Genomic DNA, 18372 nt, shown 5'->3' on the forward strand with positions numbered 1-18372 from the left:
GATGAAACTTGGGGATCTATCAAGCCTTTGGCATCTCGCCGTCATATGCGCGCCGAAGCAAGGCTAGAAGTTCCCCGCGTTGAAGGGGACGAGGATTGGGGTATGGGATTTCGACGGCTAAATCGGCGGCACGGTCAAGCCCATCGAACGGCATGCCGATCTCCCGCAGCGTGTAAGGAGCGCCGTTGCTGCGAGCCAGTTGCTGCAGCGTCTTCGGCACTGCGTCAGGTGCGACTCCTAGCGCACGCCCTAAGGCTGTCATCGCCATTAGTGCATACGCCGAGTTGTACGCTAGCGCATGCGGCAGCACGACGGTGTGCACTTCGGCATGTGGGAGGTTGAAGCTTCCACCAAGCGTGTGGCACAGTTTGTGATGGAGCCCCATCGATGAATTGCCCAGCACCACACCACTCAGCCAAGCGCCGTATAGCGCTTGACTACGGGCCTCGAGGTCGCGCGGCGTTCTCATCAATCGTGGTACAGCTTGCGCCAACGAGCGAACGGCTTCCTCGGCCATCAGGCAAATGATGGGATTGCCGTCGCGTGCGTACAAGCTTTCGGCCGCATGCGCGATGGCGTTCAATGCGCTCGTGACACTCAAACTCAGCGGAAGATCGAGTGTGAGTTCGGGATCGTAGAGAACGCTTCGCGGTAGAACGCGCGCATCACGTCCGGTTTTCTTGATGCCGCCTTCGGTGATTCCGAAGATCGCCGTCATCTCACTGCCGGCGTAGGTCGTCGGAACAGCGATGATTGGCAGCCCCGAATCGAGTGCGATGGCTTTGCCCAGCCCGGTCGTCGAACCGCCGCCCACTGCAACGGCACAATCGGCGCCAAGAGTCTTAGCATGCTCAGTGGCGTCGCGGGCGGTTTCGATCGGTATGTGCATCACGGCGCGATCGAAGATTCCTGCGCCGCGCGCTCCGAGCAACTGCAGCACGCGCTCAGCCCCATCGCGCTGCTCAGGCGTGCACAAGACGAGTGCACGTTTCGCTCCGATCCGTTCTACTTCGACCGGCAACTGTGCCAAGCTGCCGAACCCAAAGATGACCCTTGGCAGTTTTGCATCGAACTGAAACGCGTTAGGAGCACCAGCCATGTTCACCGCCGTGACCGTTGACTTCAACGCGGATACCAAGGCGGTATCTGGGCGTCCACGTTGACCCAGACGCTTTTGACCTGCGTGTACTCGCGCATGGCCTCAAATCCCATATCGCGGCCGTAGCCACTTTGTCCGAATCCCCCGAACGGCGATCCGGGACTGACACGCTTGTAGCTGTTGATCCAGACCATGCCCGCCTCGAGGGCCTGTGCCATTTGGTGAGCGCGTCGCAGATTTGTGGTCCAAAGACCACTTCCCAGCGCGTAATCGGTTCCATTGGCAATTTCGAGTGCCTCTGCATCGTCCTTGAAGGTGAGAACCGTGACAAACGGACCGAAAACCTCCTCCTGCGCGACTCGGTCGCGCCAGGATCTCGCGCGCACCACTGTTGGCTCGACATAGCAGCCGCGCGAGAGCTCCTCGGCGCGAGGCGGGTGGCCGCCCATGACAAGCTCACCGCCCTCGCTGCGCGCGATATCCACGTAGCTGAGCACACGGTCGCGGTGCAGGCTGCTGGTAAGCGGGCCCATCTCCGTACTCGCATCGAGCGGGTTGCCGAGCTTGATTGATCGAGCCAAGCTCACGAACTTGTCGAGAAACGCGTCGGCGATCCGCTCGTGCAGCATCAAGCGAGAGCCGGCGATGCATGCTTGGCCTTGATTGTGGAAGATGGCCCAGGCCGACCCGTTCACCGCAGCCGCCAGATCGGCGTCCTCGAAAACGATGTTTGCGCCCTTGCCGCCCAGCTCCAGTTGCAGCTTTTTCAAGTTTCCAGACGAAGCATTCACAATGCGCCGACCTGTTGCCGTGCTCCCTGTGAATGAAACCTTCGAAATGTCCGGATGCTCTGAAATGGCCTGACCTGCTTCACTACCAAGACCAGGAAGAACGTTGACGACGCCGTCGGGCAAGCCCGCTTCGCTCAGTAGCTCGGCAATCTTGAGGGCGCTGAGGGGCGTGATCTCGGAAGGCTTCAGGACTACACAGTTGCCGGCAGCTAGTGCCGGCCCCATCTTCCAACTCGTGAACATGAGCGGGAAGTTCCACGGCACAATTTGTCCGACTACGCCGAGCGGTTCGCGCTGGACATAGTTCAGGAACCCGGCATCAACTGGGACAACGTCACCGTGCAGCTTGTCAGCCATTCCGCCGAAGTAGCGAAAGCAGCTTGCTGTACGAGGCACGTCCAGATTGCGTGAATCTCGCAATGGATGGCCGGTGTCCAGCGACTCCAGCAAAGCTAGATCTTCGGAATTCTTCTCGATCAGGTCGGCCAACCGCATCAGAATTCGTCCGCGCTCGGCGCCCGAGAGACGACGCCAAGCCGGCAATGCACGACGGGCCGCTGTGACCGCCTTGTCAACGTCTGCGCGTCCGGCCATTGCGACGTCGGCTATGACCGAATTGTCGTGCGGATTGAGCGTGGCCAGCGTCGCTCCGGACTCGGCGTTCAGGAATCTACCGCCGATAAAGAGCTGGTGTCGAATAGGCGTGCGTAGACCAACGGCGGACTGCAGATCCGCAAGGTTCATGAATGATCCTCCGTAGAGCCGCGAGTGATGGCGGCGGGATGGTCTCTTGGGCTGGGCGCGTCAGAATACGACCGGAATTTCCGGTGAATCGCCTTTCTGAATCTCATAGACCAAATTTGGAGATCCGTTCTCCCAGACCAGCAGCATTGAGCGCTTGGGGCTATAGCCTTGGTGGCGACAGTACGCCGGCATTGCGGCCATGTCGCCAGCCTTCATGATGACGCGAGCGAGCGGCTTCCCGGAATTCTTGTCCGCGCAATCCCAGTGAATCTCGTCGGTCATCTGGAAAAACCACTCGACGCGGTCATTCGCGTGAATGATGGGCAACATGTGCTCTTCGGTCGTCGGGCACATGAAGCTATGCTTCACGACCGATGTAAAGCTTGGGTTCCAAGTAACCTGTGATCGGCTCAGAAATCCGAACAGGTTGAACGCATGCACCTCGTCTTCGTAGCCAGGCTCGGGGTGCAACTCAGGCTCGTCCTGAGGCACGTCGGAGAACGCACGATTCACAGGTGCGCCACGTGCGTCAGTGCGCAACGGCAGATCGCCCTTCATCCCGACGCAACGCACGGCCAGTTCGCGTGCGCGCGTGATCTTGGCCGTGTTGTTGCCATTCTTGCGACCATAGGCGCTGCCGGTCTCTTGAGGTGCGGCAAAAGGATCGAAGCCCTCATTGGTCCAGTCGTCGAGGATCTGCTCGAAGGTCGCAGCAATCTGCGCGGTCGGGAAATTCTCGAGCCGATCAACGCCAGCTGCCTTCATCGTTGCGTTATAGGTGCCGGCGTACAGGTCAACCGTCTTGTAGTGATTGGTTGTGCCAAATACGTGGTCAAAGTTGACCCCGCCATAGAAGAAGCCCCAGGCTACATCACGCATCAATGCACGCAAAAACGCTCCCACATCTATTGTGTGCGAGAGCGGGCGGCCATCTCGCGTCAACCAGGAAATGTGAGCAAAGTATTCGTCACGGCGAAACTGAAAGCTCCTCAGCGTGAAAGATTTATATCCAAGAGCCGCATCGGGTGCGCTCGCGATGACTTCAGCGGTTTCGGCGGTCGCGCTCATTCTTTGATCTCCTATGAATGGTGGGATGCCCTGCAAGGCAACGGTTTGCGCCTTGGGGCTTACTCAAACAGATTGGCAGATGTCCGGCCAACGCTCGATCGATAGTTCACCCATGCAGGTCTGCTGAATTAGGACCGCCGGCTTGACTGCGCGAAACTGATAGGCCGTGCTCTTGGGCAGCATGGCCTGGTGGCCACGCTTGATGCGCATCCAGCCCATCTTCTGTCCACGAGGTTCGCCCTCGACCAGAACAGCGCCGTTGCGCTCCGCATCACGAACCGTCTGCGCCGCGTCCAGCTTGATGAGGTGAATGTCGATTTCGCCATCCATGCTGAAGGCAAATTCGTCGTGCGCGCATGTGTACCAAGGGGAGGTCCCTTCGGCGCGAATCACCTCCAGCACATAGATCTGGTTCTTTCCAAAAACAACCTTCTCGTACGGCCGCGATTTGCTCGCGACATCGAAGCAATTCGAGAACGCGTAGTTCTTCACATTGTCATCAATGACCTGCACTCCGCCCTTCTCGAAGCTCTGCAGTGATCCGAACTTGGTCTTGTAGTTCGTGGTGGTCATATTGCTCTCCGAAGATGTAAGACAACTTGTTTGCGTATGAGTCTAGGCAGCACCTCAAGCGATGAGAAGTGCCGACAGAGATACCCTAGCGTTCTGAATTTGCGGACAATCGAACGGGCCGAAACGTCTTGGCTGAGAGGGTGAGGATGAGAAACCGCTGTTGCTTTGGAGTCGGGACGTACCTCGGTGTGGACGCGCGAACTCTTGTGTTGCGTGAGTCCCGCGATCAATCGCAATGACCATGACGTGGCTGTACGCTGCCGCAAGGTGTGGCGCCTGTTGCGTTCGCGATGCGGTCCGGGAGGACGAGCGCCTGGCCGTGGTTTGGGCTGGCCGCGTTGCGTAAAGTGTGAACGGCGTGCTGGCGATGGCCGGTTGTGCGTGGGGAGCACAGCACTTCGTACGCGAGCAAAGCAGGCGAGTGGTCGTCTCGATGGCGTGGGCCGGAAGGCGGCGCGATCGGTTGTCGACCCAAGCCAGTTCGAGGGAGGCGCTCGGCCAAAGGCGTCGTGCGGCCTGCCTCGAGTTGTGCCGTCTGCGATCTACGAAGGGTATGCGGCGGTCGGGGTCGGTTCGCAGGTCTTGGGCCGCTCGGCCTCAATCATGGCCGCCAGTTTTCGGCGCGCGCGTACTGCTCCAGCGTCCGCTGAGATGAGGACTGGCTTCATGGACCAGAAGTCGCGATTGCCGATCACCCGCTGTTGCGCTTCCAGCATGGGCTTGTCTTGTCCGGAGAATGCACCGTCGATCGCTGCAATCCATGCTTCTCCGGCCTTGGGATCATCCAGCGCGTAAGCCCGGGAAACGCCCCAGAAATAGTAGGTCTTCGAGCTCGTGGAAGGCGTGAGGATGTCAGTTCCAAGCATCCAGATGCCGTCACTTCGGTCTTTCCCGGTGGGCGTGATTCCGACATCGAGGAGCATATGAGCGGGGGCGTTCCAGCGCATATTAAGCCAGTGATCCACGGGCTTCCCGTAATTGCCGAACATTGCATCCCATGCGGGAGGGGCCAACCCATCGGGGCACCAGCGATTGCTATGCAGGGTTTCGCCTTCTTCGATAACCTTTGTAATCCCTCTAGAAATCGCGTCGCTTCCGAGAATGCCGCGATGAACATATTCGACGTGCGAGAGATCCATTAGATTGTCTGTAATGAGCTCGTACTGAGCCTCCATTTCAATTACGCCACCAACGGTCGCGAATTTACTGGTGTCGGTGAGGCAACTGAAATCCGGGATTGCGTTGGTGTCTGCGAGCTTGGGATCTCCCATCCAGACCCACACCAGACTGTGGCGCTCCTCCGCAATGTACGAAGAGATCTTCGCTGCGGCGGGAATGCGGCAATCGCCATGGGGATTGGCTGTGCATTTGCCGTTGGAGTTGAAAATCAGGCCGTGGTAGCCGCACTCCACCTGGTCACCGATCAACCGTCCGAGGTGTAGCGGTGCAAATCTATGAGGGCAAATGTTCGAAGCGCAAACAACCTTTCCGTCCTGCGTTCGATAAAGCAGCAACGGTTGTTCAATGATGGTTCGACTGAAGAGTTCCCGCTTGATCTCAGAAGACCAAGCCACGACATACCAAGCGTTCCGAAGATATTCCATGTCTCTCTCTTTTGGTCTGGCCAATAAAAATACACGAACAACATTACGCTATTTTTCTAGCGTCTCTGTCAGTATTGCTTGAGCGATGGCAACGGTCAACGCTCTTCGATTGATATTCGGCAAACGGATCGTTCTCGCAAAACGAACAAAGAGTGAGGCCATTGGCTGCGCGGGTGGGGCGTCGATTGCGTCAGGTGAGGCTTGGCCGCCGTGACCGGATCCCGGCCGCATGGACACTCGCGATGCACTGCGTCGCTGTGCCTTTTTGTCAGCGAAGAAGTGGTGGAGTCGATCGTGCAACGCCGTCCGTGTGTGTCGACCCTGGCGGTGTGCATAGCAAACGCATCACTGAGGGCGGCCTGACGATGCAAGCCCAGCGTCCGAGGAATTGATTGAGCGGTTTACGAGCATTGTTGGCGCCATCGTCGCCAAAGGCCAGGTTGTATGCCGAGCACTATCGATGTGAGTCTCGAACGGTTGGCAGCGGTCTCGGAGATAGTCTAGAAATATCTTGACCTTGGCCGTTGAGCGATGTGACGCGGGATAGACTGCCGATAACCAGAGCGTGGGGGCGCTATATTCAGGTAGAACACGAACCAAATTACCGGACTCGAGATCCTCTGAGGCGACTAGCGTGGGGAGATAGGCCACGCCGATTCCCCTCAAGGCGAAATCTCTGATCAGATGAATGCTGTTGCTGCGAAGCACGGGATTCAGGTCTATATCTACCCGTTCGCATCGATGATTGGTCAGAGACCAATGATTGCCCCAGAGATACGAATACGTTGCAAAGTCGTGCTCGTGAAGGTCAGTCGGAGATTTTATTGGGGGATTTCCGTCGAGATAATCAGGGGTGACGCAAAAGAAGCCATGAACGGGGAAGAGTTGTCTTTGGATCAGATCGTTTGACGCGGGCGGGAAGATCTGAATCGCCAGATCCACGCCTTCTTGTACTGGGTCGACCACTCGGTCGCTGACGACGATGTCAAACTCTATGCCCTGATGCAGGGCGCGAAATCCGGCCAAGATCGACGCGAACTGTCCGAGCGCGAATCCTGGGAGAACGTGAATTCGCAACAACCCTTTCGGTGATGCGCAGAGTTCGCGAGTTCGCTCGTTCAGCTCGTCGATCTGCTGAATCACGAGTTTGCAGTCGTGGTAGTACTGCAGGCCCGCTTCAGAGAGCTTTACGGCGCGGGTCGACCGGTGAAAAAGAGAATGACCTAGATGAGTTTCGAGGGCCTTTATTCTCGTTGTCACCACGGATTTGACTATGCCAAGTTGATGTGCTGCGCGAGAGAAATTGCCGGACTCTGCTACGCGCAAAAAGCTCTCCATGCTTAACAGCATATCCATGCTTGTCTTCCTCGAGGGTTGGCCGACGCCTCCGCGGCGCATTGCGGCGTTACGGGGCCATTGGTGGTGCGATCCGATTTGGGCGGGGCGGGGTGTTCGTCTTCAGCTTTCGATTGAGAGTGGGCGGCTGACGCGTTGCGATGCTCCCTTGTTGGGTGCCATGAGGGCGCTCGGGCCGCAGCTCGGCGCGGGGAGTGTTCGTATTTGCAGAACGGGGGCGGTGCATTTCAATCTCTACCGCGATCGTTCGGTGATCGCTAGACTGGCAATTGACCTGAAGTCCGCGCGCTTGTCTTGCCGCCGCTGTTTTTCCGGATGCACATGGCAAGCGAGCCGATATCTTGAAATTGCTGGTGCGATGCACATTTGGATTATTTAACGTTTTTGAGCTTGAACATGAAGAAGGCTTGGATCGATGTCAGGGTTGCGCGTAGAACTACTGAGGCAATCAACATAATTTCGCTGGAACTCGTCCCGGTCGGTAATTCGATGCTGCCGCCGTCCAGTGCGGGGTCTCACATCGACGTCGAGTTGCCGAACGGACTCATCAGGCAGTATTCGCTTTGCAATGATTCGGTGGGTACGAATAGCTATCGGATAGCAGTTCTGCTTGATGCAAGCACCAGAGGCGGCTCGGAGAGCGTTCATCGCGATCTAGCCATCGGTTGCACATTTCGTATCAGTGAACCTCGGAACCATTTCCCGCTGGTGCCCGCGCGCCGCTCCATCTTGTTCGCCGGCGGTATTGGTGTGACGCCGATCTTGTCCATGATGGAGCGCCTTTCGGCGTCAGGGGCGGATTTCGTTGTGCACTATTGCGCGCGATCGCGCGATCACGCTGCGTTTGTTGAGTACATCCGTGATTCGATTTCTTCTGACAGGGTGATTTTTCATTTCGACGACGAGTCGCCTGAGCAGAAACTGGATGCAAATTTGATCCTGGCGCGTCCGAGTGAGGATGTTCATGTTTATGTGTGCGGCCCTCAGGGGTTTATGGACCATGTCATCGGAGTTGCGCGAGCCAATGGTTGGGCGAAAGAGAGCGTGCATTTCGAGTATTTTTCTGGGAAAGATTACTCGCTGGCGCTGAATGGGGGGTTTGATGTAAAAATTGCAAGCACCGGATTGGTTATACCGGTGGCCGCTGAGCAATCAATCATCGATGCACTCCTCAAGCATGGAATTGAAGTGCCGGTCTCCTGTGAGCAGGGGGTGTGCGGTACCTGCGTAACTCGAGTTCTGGATGGCGTGCCAGATCATCGCGACATGTATTTCAGCGATGATGAGAGGCAAAAGGGAGGGCAAATCACGCCCTGTTGTTCGAGATCGCTTTCTGCAATGTTGGTGCTGGATCTGTAGAGAAACTTTTATAGATAGCTTCGCTTCAATGGCTTGCCGCTGCTCGAACAACAGTAAGCCGGCATCGGCGCGCGCGCGTTCTCCCGCGAGCGCGGTGTGCGCTGCGCGAAGCGTGCGCCGCGGTACGGCCGATGTCGGCGCAGACCACCTGCGCGCCGGCCTCGGCCATCGCCTCGGCGATCTCGAAGCCCAGGCCCTGGCCGGGGCCGGTGACGACCGCGATGCGGCCGCTCAGGTCGAGCAGTCGGTGGACGTGCATGCCGGGTCAGCCGAGCGCGAAGCCCTCGTAGCCCTTCGAGGCGACGGCCTCGCAGGTGTCCTTGTAGGCCTTGAAGCCGCCGAGGTAGAGCAGGATCTGGCGCGCCTTGCCGGGCACGTTGGCGCCCATGTACCAGGAGTTGGCCTGCGTGAAGAGGGTCTGGTTGCCGACCTCGTTGACGTGGCGGGTCCAGTGCTCCTCGAAGGCCGCCGTCGGCTCGATGCTGCGGCGCTGCGTGCGGCGCAGGTCCTCGATCGCGCGGACGATCCAGTCGACGTGGTACTCGTTGCCGAGGATCATGTTGAACAGCACCGACGGGCTGCCCGGCCCGGTGGTGACGAACAGGTTTGGGAAGCCCGCGCTCATGATGCCCAGCGCGGTGCGCGGGCCGCCGCGCCAGCGCGCGGACAGCCGCTCGCCGCCGCGGCCGCGGATGTCGATGTTGCTGAGCGTGCCGGTCAGCGCGTCGAAGCCGGTCGCGGTGACCAGCACGTCCAGGCCGTGGTAGCGGCCGTCGGCGGTGTGCACGCCGCCGGCGTCGAAGCGCTCGAACGGCGTCGCGCGCAGGTCGACCAGCGTGACGTTGTCGCGGTTGTAGGTCTCGTAGTAGCCGCTGTCGGCGCACAGCCGTTTGGTGCCGAAGGGATAGTCCTTCGGGCACAGCATCTCGGCGACCACCGGGTCCTTGACCTTCTGGCGGATCTTGTTGCGCACGAACTCGGCAACGGTCTCGTTGGCGCGCGGGTCGGTCAGCAGGTCGACGTAGGACATGTAGTAGCTCAGCCCGCCCATCTGCCAGCGGGCCTCGTACTCGGCCTCGCGCTCGGCCGGCGTCGCGTCCATCGCGTGGTCGCCACGCACCGGCACGCGGCAGATGCCTTGGTTCGAGTCCCACTCGCGCGCGCGCAGCACGGCGTACTCGGCCTTGTGCACCTGGCGCTGCGCGTCGCTCAGCGGGTGGTTCCAGGCCGGGATGCTGAAGTTCGGCGTGCGCTGGAACACCGTCAGGTGCGCGGCCTGCGCGGCCAGGTGCGGGATCGCCTGGATGCCGGACGAGCCGGTGCCGATCACGCCGACGCGCAGGCCCGTCAGGTCAGCGCCCTCGCGCGGCCACGCGGCGGTGTGCAGGCTGCGGCCGCGGAACTCGCCGATGCCTTCGACGTCGACCTGCTTGGGTGTCGACAGGCAGCCGGTGGCCATGATGCAGAACTGCGCGCTGTAGGTCTCGCCGCGGCTGGTGGCCACGGTCCAGCGGTCGGCGGCCTCGTCGTACAGCGCGCTGGTGACGCGGGTCTCGAGCTGGATGCCGCGGCGCAGGTCGAAGCGGTCGGCGACGTGGTTGATGTACTTCAGGATGTCGGCCTGGTCGGCGTAGCGCGCCGGCCAGTCCCACTCCTGCTGCAGGTCCTCGTCGAACGAGTAGGAGTACTCGACGCTCTCGATGTCGCAGCGCGCGCCGGGGTAGCGGTTCCAGTACCAGGTGCCGCCGATGCCGTCGCCGGCCTCGAACACGCGCACGGAATAGCCCTTCTTGCGCAGCACGTGCAGCGCGTACAGGCCGGCGAAGCCGGCGCCGACGACGACGACGTCGATCGTGTGCGGCGCATTGGGGGCAGGGGTCAGATACATCAGGGTCTCCGGCAATGGGGGTGCGCGATGTGCGCACCGTGCTGGGATGCGATCGTCGGCAAAGCCCTTGCTACCGTCCCTATCCGTCAGGCTAGTTTTGCGCCGCAATGACTGGGGGATTCCCTAGGCCGCGGCGCGGCGCAGCGGTGCGTTCGCAGGGCAAAATCGTTGTGCAGTCATCGAAACTGCAACGGTGTCTCCCTTTGAAGCTCGCCGCGTCGGCCGGTGTCGCGCCGCCCCCCCTGAACCACAAGATCCTGCCGCCCCGCGCCCACCGGCATGCGGTGCAGCGAGAGGTGCTACTCGCGCGGCTGTTCGGTGCAGCCGCGGCGCGCGTTGTCGTGTTCCAGGGCCCGGCCGGCCACGGCAAGACCAGTCTGATGCTTCAGGCGCACGCGGTCTGCGAGCAGCAGGGCATGCTGACCGGCTGGCTGTCGCTGGACGGCGGCGACAATGACGCGCGCCGCCTGCTCGGCCACCTGCAGGCGCTGGTCGCGATGCTCGGCGCCGACGCTGCGGCCGACGACGAGGACACCGGCACGATTACGCCGCGCGCCGACTGGCTCATTGGCCGACTGCTTGGGCTGGGTCACCCGGTGGCGCTGTTCATCGATGACCTGCACGAGGTGACCAGCGCTGGCGCGCTGCGGCTGCTGCGCGAGCTGATCACCAACACGCCGGACCGCGTGCGCTGGTTCCTTGCCAGCCGGCTGGTGCCCGAACTCGGGCTGCCGCGGCTGGTCGCCGGGGACGAGGCATGCGTAGTCAGTGCCGAGGACCTGCGCTTCTCGCGCGACGAGAGCCGCCGCGTGTTCGAAGCCCTTCCGGGCGCGGCGCTCAGCGACTTCGAGCTAGAGGCAATTTTCAGCGGTACCGGGGGCTGGCCCGCGGCGGTGCAGCTGTACCGACTGGCGCTCGGGTCGAGCTCGGTGCGCGACTCGCTGCAAGCCGGGCGCGCCAACGCGCCGCGCGAGGTCGCCGACTACCTGGCCGAGAACGTGCTCGGCCAGCAGACGCCGCGCGTGCAGGACTTCCTGCTGCGCACCTCGGTGCTGGCGCGCATGTCGGCGCCACTGTGCAACGCGCTGCTCGACCGCGACGACGCGCACGAGATGCTCGCCTCGCTCGAGCGCGACGGCCTGTTCGTGCGGCGGCTCGAGTCGCGCGAGGGCTGGTTTACCTATCACGCGCTGTTCGCCACTTTCCTGCAAGACCAGCTTGCACGCGCCGAGCCCTCCGCGCCAGCCGCGGCGCACCGCCGAGCCGCGGCCTGGTTCCAGGCGCATGGCCACTACGAGGAGGCGCTGCACCACCACCTGAGCGCCGGCGACGACGATCGTGCCTGCGAGGTCTTCGACCTGTGGAGCGACTCGCTGGTGCCCGACGGCCACCTCGCCACCGTCGACCGCTGGGCGCGCCGGCTGCCGGCCGATGCAGCGCGGCGGCGGCCGGGCCTCGCGGTCAAGCTGGCCTGGGCCTTCAGCTTCCTGGTGCGCCACGAGCCGATCGAGCCGCTGATGCCGGTGCTTGAGGCTCACCTTGCGCAGGGACCGAGTGGGGTCGACCCGCGGCTCGCGCTGGCGATGGTGATGGTTCTGAAGGACGACATGGCGCAATCGCTCGTCTACGCGGCGCTTACTGACGACCGAGAGCCGGCCGACACGCGCTTCGGCCGCTTCGAGTACTCGGCCAGCTACAACGTGCGCGGCTTCGTCGCGTTGACACGTGGCCGCTTCGACGACGCGCTGGCCTTCTTCGCGCGCGGCCGCGAGCTCAGTGAGCAGGCCCACGCAACCTTCACGCTCGGCTACTCGGGGGTGCACACGGGGCTGACGCTGCTCGCGCAGGGCCATCTGCGCGAGGCGATCAGCCACCTGCGCGCGGTGATGGCTGACCGCCGCATGCTGCTCGAGGAGTCAGTGTCGAAGGCCTGCCTGGCCTGCGCGCTGATCCTCGCGCTCTACGAGGCAGACGAGACCGCCGAGGCGCTGGCGCTGTTCGAGCAGTTCCACGAGATGATCGTCGAGGCCTGCATACACGACTACCTGGTCGTGTGCTACCGGAGTGTCGCGCGGCTGCACGATCTGCGCGGCGCGCCCGAGCGCGCGCTCGCGGTTCTCGAGGAGGCCGAGGGCCTGGCCTACGCTGGGCGCTGGCCGCGTGCGGTACGGCTGATCCAGTGCGAGCGGCTGCGCCGCGAGCTGGTCGCCGGCCGGCTGAATCGCGCGCGCGGCCTCGCGCCGCGCCTGGCTGACGAGGGCGGCGACGGCCCCGACGACTGGGTGCGCTTCTCCGAGGAGACCGACGACCCCAAGCTCGCGCGCATGCGCCTGGCGCTGCACTGCGACGATGTCGAGGCTGCGCTCGCCGCGATCCGCGCCGCGCTGGACGTCGCGCGCCGCCACGGCCGCGTGCACCGGCAGATCCGGCTGCAGCTGCTCGCCGCGCTGGCGCAGCAACGGCTCGGTCGGATGGCGCAGGCGCACCAGGCGCTGCAGCGCGCGATCGCGCTCGCCGCGCCGGGCGGCTACGTGCGCATGTTCCTCGACGAGGGTCCGGGACTGCTGGGGCTGTTGCAAGCGCATGCCGACGACCCCGCCGAGGCGCCGCCGCCCGGCAGCGAGGCGCGCGCCTTCGTCGAGCGGCTGGTGGCCGCCGCCGTCCGGTCGCTCGCGCCCGCGCCGCTGCTCGAGCCGCTGACCAAGCGCGAGGCCAAGGTGCTCGCCATGCTGGCCGACTACCTGTCGAACGAGCAGATCGCCGAGCGTTTGTGCGTCTCCGAGAATACGGTCAAGTTCCACGTGAGGAACGTCTACTCGAAGCTCGGGGTGAAGACCCGGCTCGACGCGATCCGCTTTGTCAAGACGCACGGAGTCTGAGCTCGCGCGCCGCCGCTTGTAATGTGGCAGCCCTCCCGGTTCGCGGCGCGCCGCGCGGCCGAAGCACGCCGGGCTCTCCACCGCACGAGCGTCCGATGTCCGAACCGATCGGCTTGGCCGACCTTCCCACCTGGGTGCCGGGCCCCGTGCTCGGCACCGCCGACGCGCTGCGCTGGAACGGCGTCGGTCTGCGCGCCTACGGCTAAACCGAGCTGAACGTCGAGGTCCCGCTGATGCGCGACTACATGATCGTGTCCTATCTGCGCCGAGTGACGCCGATGTAGCGCCACTTCGACGGCCGTGGCCCCTGGAAGCGTGCGTGCGCAGCGAGTCTGGCGACGTCTTGCTGGTGACGCGATCTCGGCGCTCGCACGGGCAATGGACCGAGAGTCTGGACGTACGCCATGTCTGCCTGACCGAGCGGCTGGTCTCGGTCGTCGCGCGCGACATTGATGGATCGCGAGATTGCCGAAATGGGACTGCTCGACGTCGTCAAGGCGCGCGACCCGATCATCGAGCGCTGACCACAGCGATCGCACAGGATGCCGGCCCGCAGGGCCTGGGCGGCACGATCTACGTCGAGGCACTGGGCACCCAGCTCGCGGGGCATCTGCTGCGCTACTACGCCAAGTTCCGCCTGCGCGAGCGGAGCGTGCGCGGACGGCTGTCGCTTGCGATGGCGCGGCGCACCGCCGCGTACTTCGACGGGCAGCTCGCCGAGCCGCTGACTCGCGAGTCGCTGGCCGTGGTCGCCGGTCTCGGCGTGTGGAGCTTCGGGAGGCAGGTCCGCGCCAGCATCAACTGCGCGCCGCATGCCGACGTCATCGCGCGCCGCGTCGCCTGCGCCGAGCAGCTGTTGCGGCAGGGCGAGCTGCCGCGGATGGTGATCGTCGCGGTCGACGGTTACGCGGACATCGACGTCATGCCCTGACCCCAGGCCTCGCTGCTTCGAGGTAGGCAGCGCGCACGGCGGCGATCAGGGTTCTTCCTAGGTCTGTGGGCAGCAAAACCATCCGCGCGGATGGGGTCCCTGCGGCGTCGAGCCTCTCCAATGGCTCCGACAGATGGAGACAGGCGCGCCAGACGGCCGGGCCGCGGCGCAGCACAACAACAGCGCAAGACATTCGGGTGGTGGATAGATGGAAAAGCTAGACCTACGGCGCCGGCTCGCGGCCTTCACGCTCGGCCACCGGTGGCTGATCCTGGCGGCGATGGGGTTGATCACGGCCTTCTTCGCGGTCGGCCTGTTCAAGGTCGACGTCCGGACGATCTTCTCGGACCTGTTCCCGAAGGACCATCCCTTCGTGAAAGTCTTCAAGGAGCACCCGAACTTCGGCAACCCTCTGACCGTCACGCTGATGGTCAAGCGCACCGACGGCAAGGACATCTACCAGGTCGACACGCTCGCGAAGATCTACCGGCTGTCGCGCGACATCGACCTCGCGCCTGGCGTCGACCACGACCAGATCCTGTCGATCGCGACGCCGAAGGCGCGCTACACCGTCGTTACGCCCGACGGCATCTTCTCGAACCCGATCATGGACGACGACCCGCCGTCCACGCCCGAGCAACTCGCCGAGATCCGCCGCCGCGTCGGCGAATCGGCCGCTGCGGCGACTTTCCTGGTCTCAGGCGACTCGACCGCCACGCTGGTCAACGCCACCTTCATCGAGAGCCAGCTCGACTACGGCAAGGCCTTCGAGTTCGTCCAGGATATCGTCAAGAAGGAGCGCGACGGCAAGCACGAGATCTACGTCTCCGGCTTCCCAACGATGACCGGCTGGGTCTATGCCTTCGGCGCCAACACCGCCGAGATCGCCGCGCTGACGCTGCTTCTGATGTTCGCGGCGCTGGCCTTCCATATGCGCAATCTCTCGGGCATCGTCGCGCCGGTGATCGTCAGCACGGTGTCGGCGATCTGGGGTTTCGGACTGGTCGGCTGGCTCGGTCTTCCGGTCGAGCCGCTGCTGATGGTCGTACCGCTCATGCTGGTGGCGCGCTGCTTCAGCCACTGCGTGCAGGCCACGGAGCGCTACTACGAGCTGCTGCACCAGGGCCATGAGAAGGAGAAGGCCGCGCAGCTGTCGCTGGTCTCGCTGGTGTGGCCAGGCACGCTCGGCATCTTCACCGACGTCGCGGGCCTGCTGCTAGTCGCGCTGGCGCCGATCCCGGCGATGGAGCGCTTCGCGCTGTTCACCGGCCTGTGGGCTGCCAACCTGGTGCCGTGCAGCGTGTTCCTGACGCCGGTGTTGCTTAGCCTGCTGCCCAAGCCGAAGAACCTCGAGCACGTGCTCGGCGTCGAGGGCCACTCCGGCCCGCTGCAGCGCGGCATGCAGGGCATCCTCGGCGGCTTCGCGTCGCTGGTGCAGGGCCGCGCGCTGCGCTACACGACCGTCGTATTTCTGGTGCTCACCGCTGTGTCGGTCTACTTCATGCTGCGCATCCAGGTCGGCAACCCGGTCGAGGGAACGAACCTGCTGCGCCATGACTCCGAGTTCAATGCCGCGGTGCGCCAGATCAACCGCCATTTCCCCGGCTCGATGACGATGGAGGTGGTGTTCGAGGGCAAGGAGGGTGCGCGCATCCTGCGCCAGTCCGACACGCTGTCAACGATGCGCGAATTGCAGCAGTGTCTCGAGAGCGGTCCGAACCCGCCGACCGCGACGCTGTCCTTCGCCGACATGGCGCTCGAGGCCAACCGCGTGTTCAACGGAGGCAACCCGAAATGGGCGCCATTGGACAACGACGACGCGTCGGCCAGCGCCGCTGTCACTGGGCTGATGGCCGGAACCAACGCCAAGTCATTCGCGCATGTCTCGGACTTTGAGCTGCGCAACGCCACCGTCTCACTCTGGTACGCGAACAACAAGCAAGCGACCGTCGACGCCGCGCTCGCCTCGGCGCGCTCCTGCGTCGCCGACGTCGGCGCGGAGCACGCGAGCTTCCGCGTGCGGCTGGCCTCGGGCGCGATCGCGCTACAGCAGTCGATCAACGATACGGTGGTGCGCTACGAGGGCCGCATCGTGTTGGCGCTGAACCTGGTGATCTTGATCGGCTGCTCGCTGGCCTACCGCTCGGTGGTGGCGGGCCTGCTGTTGTTGATCCCGGTGAACCTCGCCAACACGATGCTGACCGCGGCAATGTCGGCCTTCGGCCTCGGGCTGGACGTCAATACCCTGCCGATCCTGGCGATCGGCATCGGTGTGGGCATCGATTACGGCATCTACCTGCTGACGCGCATCTGCGAGGAGTACCAGGGCGTCGCCAACAAGAACCTCGGCGTCGCGATCCGCGTGTCGCTGCAGACCTGCGGCAAGGCGATCTTCTTCACCGCGGCGCTGATGACCATCGGCCTGGCGCCCTGGTACTTCCTGTCCGAGCTGAAGTTCCTGTCCGACATGGGTCTGCTGCTCGTGATCGTGATGCTGATCAACATGGTGCTCGCGCTGGTTCTGCTGCCGCTGCTGATCTACCTGATCAAGCCGCGCTTCCTAGACAGCGACATCTCGACGCTGTCCGAGAACGTCGGCGAGCCGCAGCACGCCCCTGAACCCCAGCCTCAACCTTCCCCTCCCGCACATACACAAGACGCCCGGTGCACGGGTGCATCCGCCCACTGACGCAGACCCAGGAGACGACTATGCACATTCGTAAATATGACCATGACTACAGCCGCCGCTTCTTCCTGGAGCAGACCGCAAAGGGCGTGGCGACGGCCGGGGTGCTGGGCCCGATGTGGCCGCTGGTGGGCCATTCGGCCGACATCAGCAAGGCGTACCCGGACGAGCTGATGTCCATCGAAGCCTGGTCCAAGGGCAAGATCAAGACTGGGGACTTAATTGACGCGAACAACGTCGACCTCGTCAAGGACCTCATCGACCCGGTGGCCTACAAGCAGGTCAAGACCATGGGTCGCAAGATTCGCATCGTGCCGACCACGCGCGACGTCACGCGCCTGTACCCGGCCGAGTACCTCGAGGCGACACTGCGCAACGCCGGCAAGGCCAAATTCAACGCGGACGGCAACATCGTCACGCTCGACGGCAAGCCCTGGATCGGCGGTAACCCCTTCCCGGATGCCAAGACCGGTGCCGAGCTGCAGGCCAACCTCACCCTGTCGTGGGGCAGGCACGACAACTCCACCTATGCGGTGCGCGACTGGGAGATCGCGCCCGACGGTTCGCAGAGCTACCAGTACGACTTGGCCTGGATCGAGGAGAACACCGTCGCGCGCAACACGCCGAAGTCCTTCCCGGGCGGCGAGGACAAGCTGCGCTTCCAGGCCGTGTACTTCACCTCGCCCTCGGACGTGAAGGGTACGAGCTACCTTAACACCTGGTACTACGACCAGCGCAAGTTCCCGGATCTCGTCGGCTACCTGCCGGCCTTCAAGCGGGTGCGCAAGTTCCCGACCAACCAGCGCTTCGAGCCGCTGGTGCCGGGCAGCAACCTCTACCTGTCGGATGCGTGGGCGGCCGGCGACCCGATGCTGACCTGGGGCAACTACAAGCTGATCGGCCGTGGTCCGTTCCTCGGCGCGGTATCGCAGGTCTGGTACGGCGACCACCCGAACTGGGAGCGCCCGGTGCACGGTGGTCCGAAGGGCATCACTTTCTTCGACACCAACATGGAGCTGTGCCCCGACGTCGCGGTGTTCGAGGCCGAGCCGGTCGGCTACCCGCGCGCTCCCGTCGGCAAGAAGCGCGTATGGATCGACATGCGCAACATGATGTACGTCACCTACATCACCTTCGACCGCCGTGGCGAGATCTTCAAGTCCTTCGAGCCGCAGTACAGCCTGTACGAGAAGGGCGACAAGAAGGTCATGGACGGCAAGCACACCGCTTGGTCGTGGACGGCGGTGATGAGCCACAACGTGCAGGACGGCAGGACGACGCGCTTCCTGCAGGCCAAGTCGATCACTGGCGGCATCACCTCGGGCTACCACAACGCCGACGGCCTGTACGAGAAGTTCCTGACCGAGCAGGCACTGCAGCGCATGGGGACCTGA

13 protein-coding genes are annotated in these 18372 nt (G+C 63.2%); 5 read left to right on the forward strand and 8 right to left on the reverse strand.

Annotation, left to right across the window (positions count from 1 at the left end; all coding sequences use genetic code 11):
- Positions 1 to 19 precede the first annotated feature (19 nt).
- From ASC67_RS20190 to ASC67_RS20200, 6 genes are all read right to left on the reverse strand, one after another.
- Positions 20 to 1099 carry a maleylacetate reductase gene (locus ASC67_RS20190; protein ID WP_082535875.1) on the reverse strand — a complete coding sequence of 360 codons (1080 nt, stop codon included), beginning with the start codon at positions 1097 to 1099 and terminating at the stop codon, positions 20 to 22.
- A gap of 23 nt (positions 1100 to 1122) precedes the next feature.
- The gene (locus ASC67_RS07585) at positions 1123 to 2589 is read right to left on the reverse strand and encodes an aldehyde dehydrogenase family protein (RefSeq protein ID WP_056318257.1); all 1467 of its coding nucleotides are present in this window, start codon (positions 2587 to 2589) and stop codon (positions 1123 to 1125) included.
- Positions 2590 to 2694: 105 nt separating this feature from the next.
- Positions 2695 to 3702 carry a hypothetical protein gene (locus ASC67_RS07590; protein WP_056317359.1) on the reverse strand — a complete coding sequence of 336 codons (1008 nt, stop codon included), beginning with the start codon at positions 3700 to 3702 and terminating at the stop codon, positions 2695 to 2697.
- 63 nt (positions 3703 to 3765) lie between these two features.
- A complete protein-coding gene (locus tag ASC67_RS07595; protein WP_056317361.1) occupies positions 3766 to 4275 on the reverse strand; it encodes a hypothetical protein in 510 nt (169 codons plus the stop codon).
- A 542-nt stretch (positions 4276 to 4817) separates the two neighbouring features.
- A complete protein-coding gene (locus tag ASC67_RS20195) occupies positions 4818 to 5879 on the reverse strand; it encodes an aromatic ring-hydroxylating dioxygenase subunit alpha (RefSeq protein ID WP_082535876.1) in 1062 nt (353 codons plus the stop codon).
- 345 nt (positions 5880 to 6224) lie between these two features.
- Complete coding sequence (locus tag ASC67_RS20200; RefSeq protein ID WP_082535877.1) at positions 6225 to 7235, reverse strand: LysR family transcriptional regulator; 1011 nt, start codon at positions 7233 to 7235, stop codon at positions 6225 to 6227.
- 396 nt (positions 7236 to 7631) lie between these two features.
- Here ASC67_RS20200 and ASC67_RS20205 point away from each other — a divergent pair, with 396 nt between their 5' ends.
- On the forward strand, positions 7632 to 8594 hold the full coding sequence (locus ASC67_RS20205; protein WP_082535878.1) for a PDR/VanB family oxidoreductase: 963 nt from the start codon (positions 7632 to 7634) through the stop codon (positions 8592 to 8594).
- A gap of 25 nt (positions 8595 to 8619) precedes the next feature.
- Here ASC67_RS20205 and ASC67_RS07605 read toward each other — a convergent pair whose 3' ends face one another.
- Complete coding sequence (locus tag ASC67_RS07605) at positions 8620 to 8853, reverse strand: SDR family NAD(P)-dependent oxidoreductase (RefSeq protein WP_056317367.1); 234 nt, start codon at positions 8851 to 8853, stop codon at positions 8620 to 8622.
- 6 nt (positions 8854 to 8859) lie between these two features.
- A complete protein-coding gene (locus tag ASC67_RS07610; protein ID WP_056317370.1) occupies positions 8860 to 10482 on the reverse strand; it encodes an NAD(P)/FAD-dependent oxidoreductase in 1623 nt (540 codons plus the stop codon).
- Between the two features lie 203 nt (positions 10483 to 10685).
- Here ASC67_RS07610 and ASC67_RS20980 point away from each other — a divergent pair, with 203 nt between their 5' ends.
- The 4 genes from ASC67_RS20980 (at position 10686) to ASC67_RS07630 (ending at position 18372) form a co-directional block, all read left to right on the forward strand.
- On the forward strand, positions 10686 to 13361 hold the full coding sequence (locus ASC67_RS20980) for a LuxR C-terminal-related transcriptional regulator (RefSeq protein ID WP_056317374.1): 2676 nt from the start codon (positions 10686 to 10688) through the stop codon (positions 13359 to 13361).
- 319 nt (positions 13362 to 13680) lie between these two features.
- The gene (locus tag ASC67_RS07620; RefSeq protein WP_056317378.1) at positions 13681 to 14292 is read left to right on the forward strand and encodes a helix-turn-helix transcriptional regulator; all 612 of its coding nucleotides are present in this window, start codon (positions 13681 to 13683) and stop codon (positions 14290 to 14292) included.
- Positions 14293 to 14500: 208 nt separating this feature from the next.
- Positions 14501 to 16981: an RND family transporter gene (locus tag ASC67_RS07625; protein ID WP_056317381.1), complete on the forward strand. Its 2481-nt coding sequence runs from the start codon at positions 14501 to 14503 to the stop codon at positions 16979 to 16981.
- Positions 16982 to 17001: 20 nt separating this feature from the next.
- The gene (locus tag ASC67_RS07630; RefSeq protein ID WP_056317384.1) at positions 17002 to 18372 is read left to right on the forward strand and encodes a DUF1329 domain-containing protein; all 1371 of its coding nucleotides are present in this window, start codon (positions 17002 to 17004) and stop codon (positions 18370 to 18372) included.

It is taken from the genome of Methylibium sp. Root1272 (assembly GCF_001425905.1).
Lineage (GTDB): Bacteria > Pseudomonadota > Gammaproteobacteria > Burkholderiales > Burkholderiaceae_C > Methylibium.

What these genes read in the sequence shown, in the direction of transcription:
- ASC67_RS07595 (WP_056317361.1), bottom strand. Translation starts at nt 4,275, where the DNA reads ATGACCACCACGAACTACAAGACCAAGTTCGGATCACTGCAGAGCTTC.
- ASC67_RS07630 (WP_056317384.1), top strand. Translation starts at nt 17,002, where the DNA reads ATGCACATTCGTAAATATGACCATGACTACAGCCGCCGCTTCTTCCTG.
- ASC67_RS07605 (WP_056317367.1), bottom strand. Translation starts at nt 8,853, where the DNA reads ATGCACGTCCACCGACTGCTCGACCTGAGCGGCCGCATCGCGGTCGTC.
- ASC67_RS20205 (WP_082535878.1), top strand. Translation starts at nt 7,632, where the DNA reads ATGAAGAAGGCTTGGATCGATGTCAGGGTTGCGCGTAGAACTACTGAG.
- ASC67_RS20200 (WP_082535877.1), bottom strand. Translation starts at nt 7,235, where the DNA reads ATGGATATGCTGTTAAGCATGGAGAGCTTTTTGCGCGTAGCAGAGTCC.
- ASC67_RS07590 (WP_056317359.1), bottom strand. Translation starts at nt 3,702, where the DNA reads ATGAGCGCGACCGCCGAAACCGCTGAAGTCATCGCGAGCGCACCCGAT.
- ASC67_RS20190 (WP_082535875.1), bottom strand. Translation starts at nt 1,099, where the DNA reads ATGGCTGGTGCTCCTAACGCGTTTCAGTTCGATGCAAAACTGCCAAGG.
- ASC67_RS20195 (WP_082535876.1), bottom strand. Translation starts at nt 5,879, where the DNA reads ATGGAATATCTTCGGAACGCTTGGTATGTCGTGGCTTGGTCTTCTGAG.
- ASC67_RS07610 (WP_056317370.1), bottom strand. Translation starts at nt 10,482, where the DNA reads ATGTATCTGACCCCTGCCCCCAATGCGCCGCACACGATCGACGTCGTC.
- ASC67_RS07625 (WP_056317381.1), top strand. Translation starts at nt 14,501, where the DNA reads ATGGAAAAGCTAGACCTACGGCGCCGGCTCGCGGCCTTCACGCTCGGC.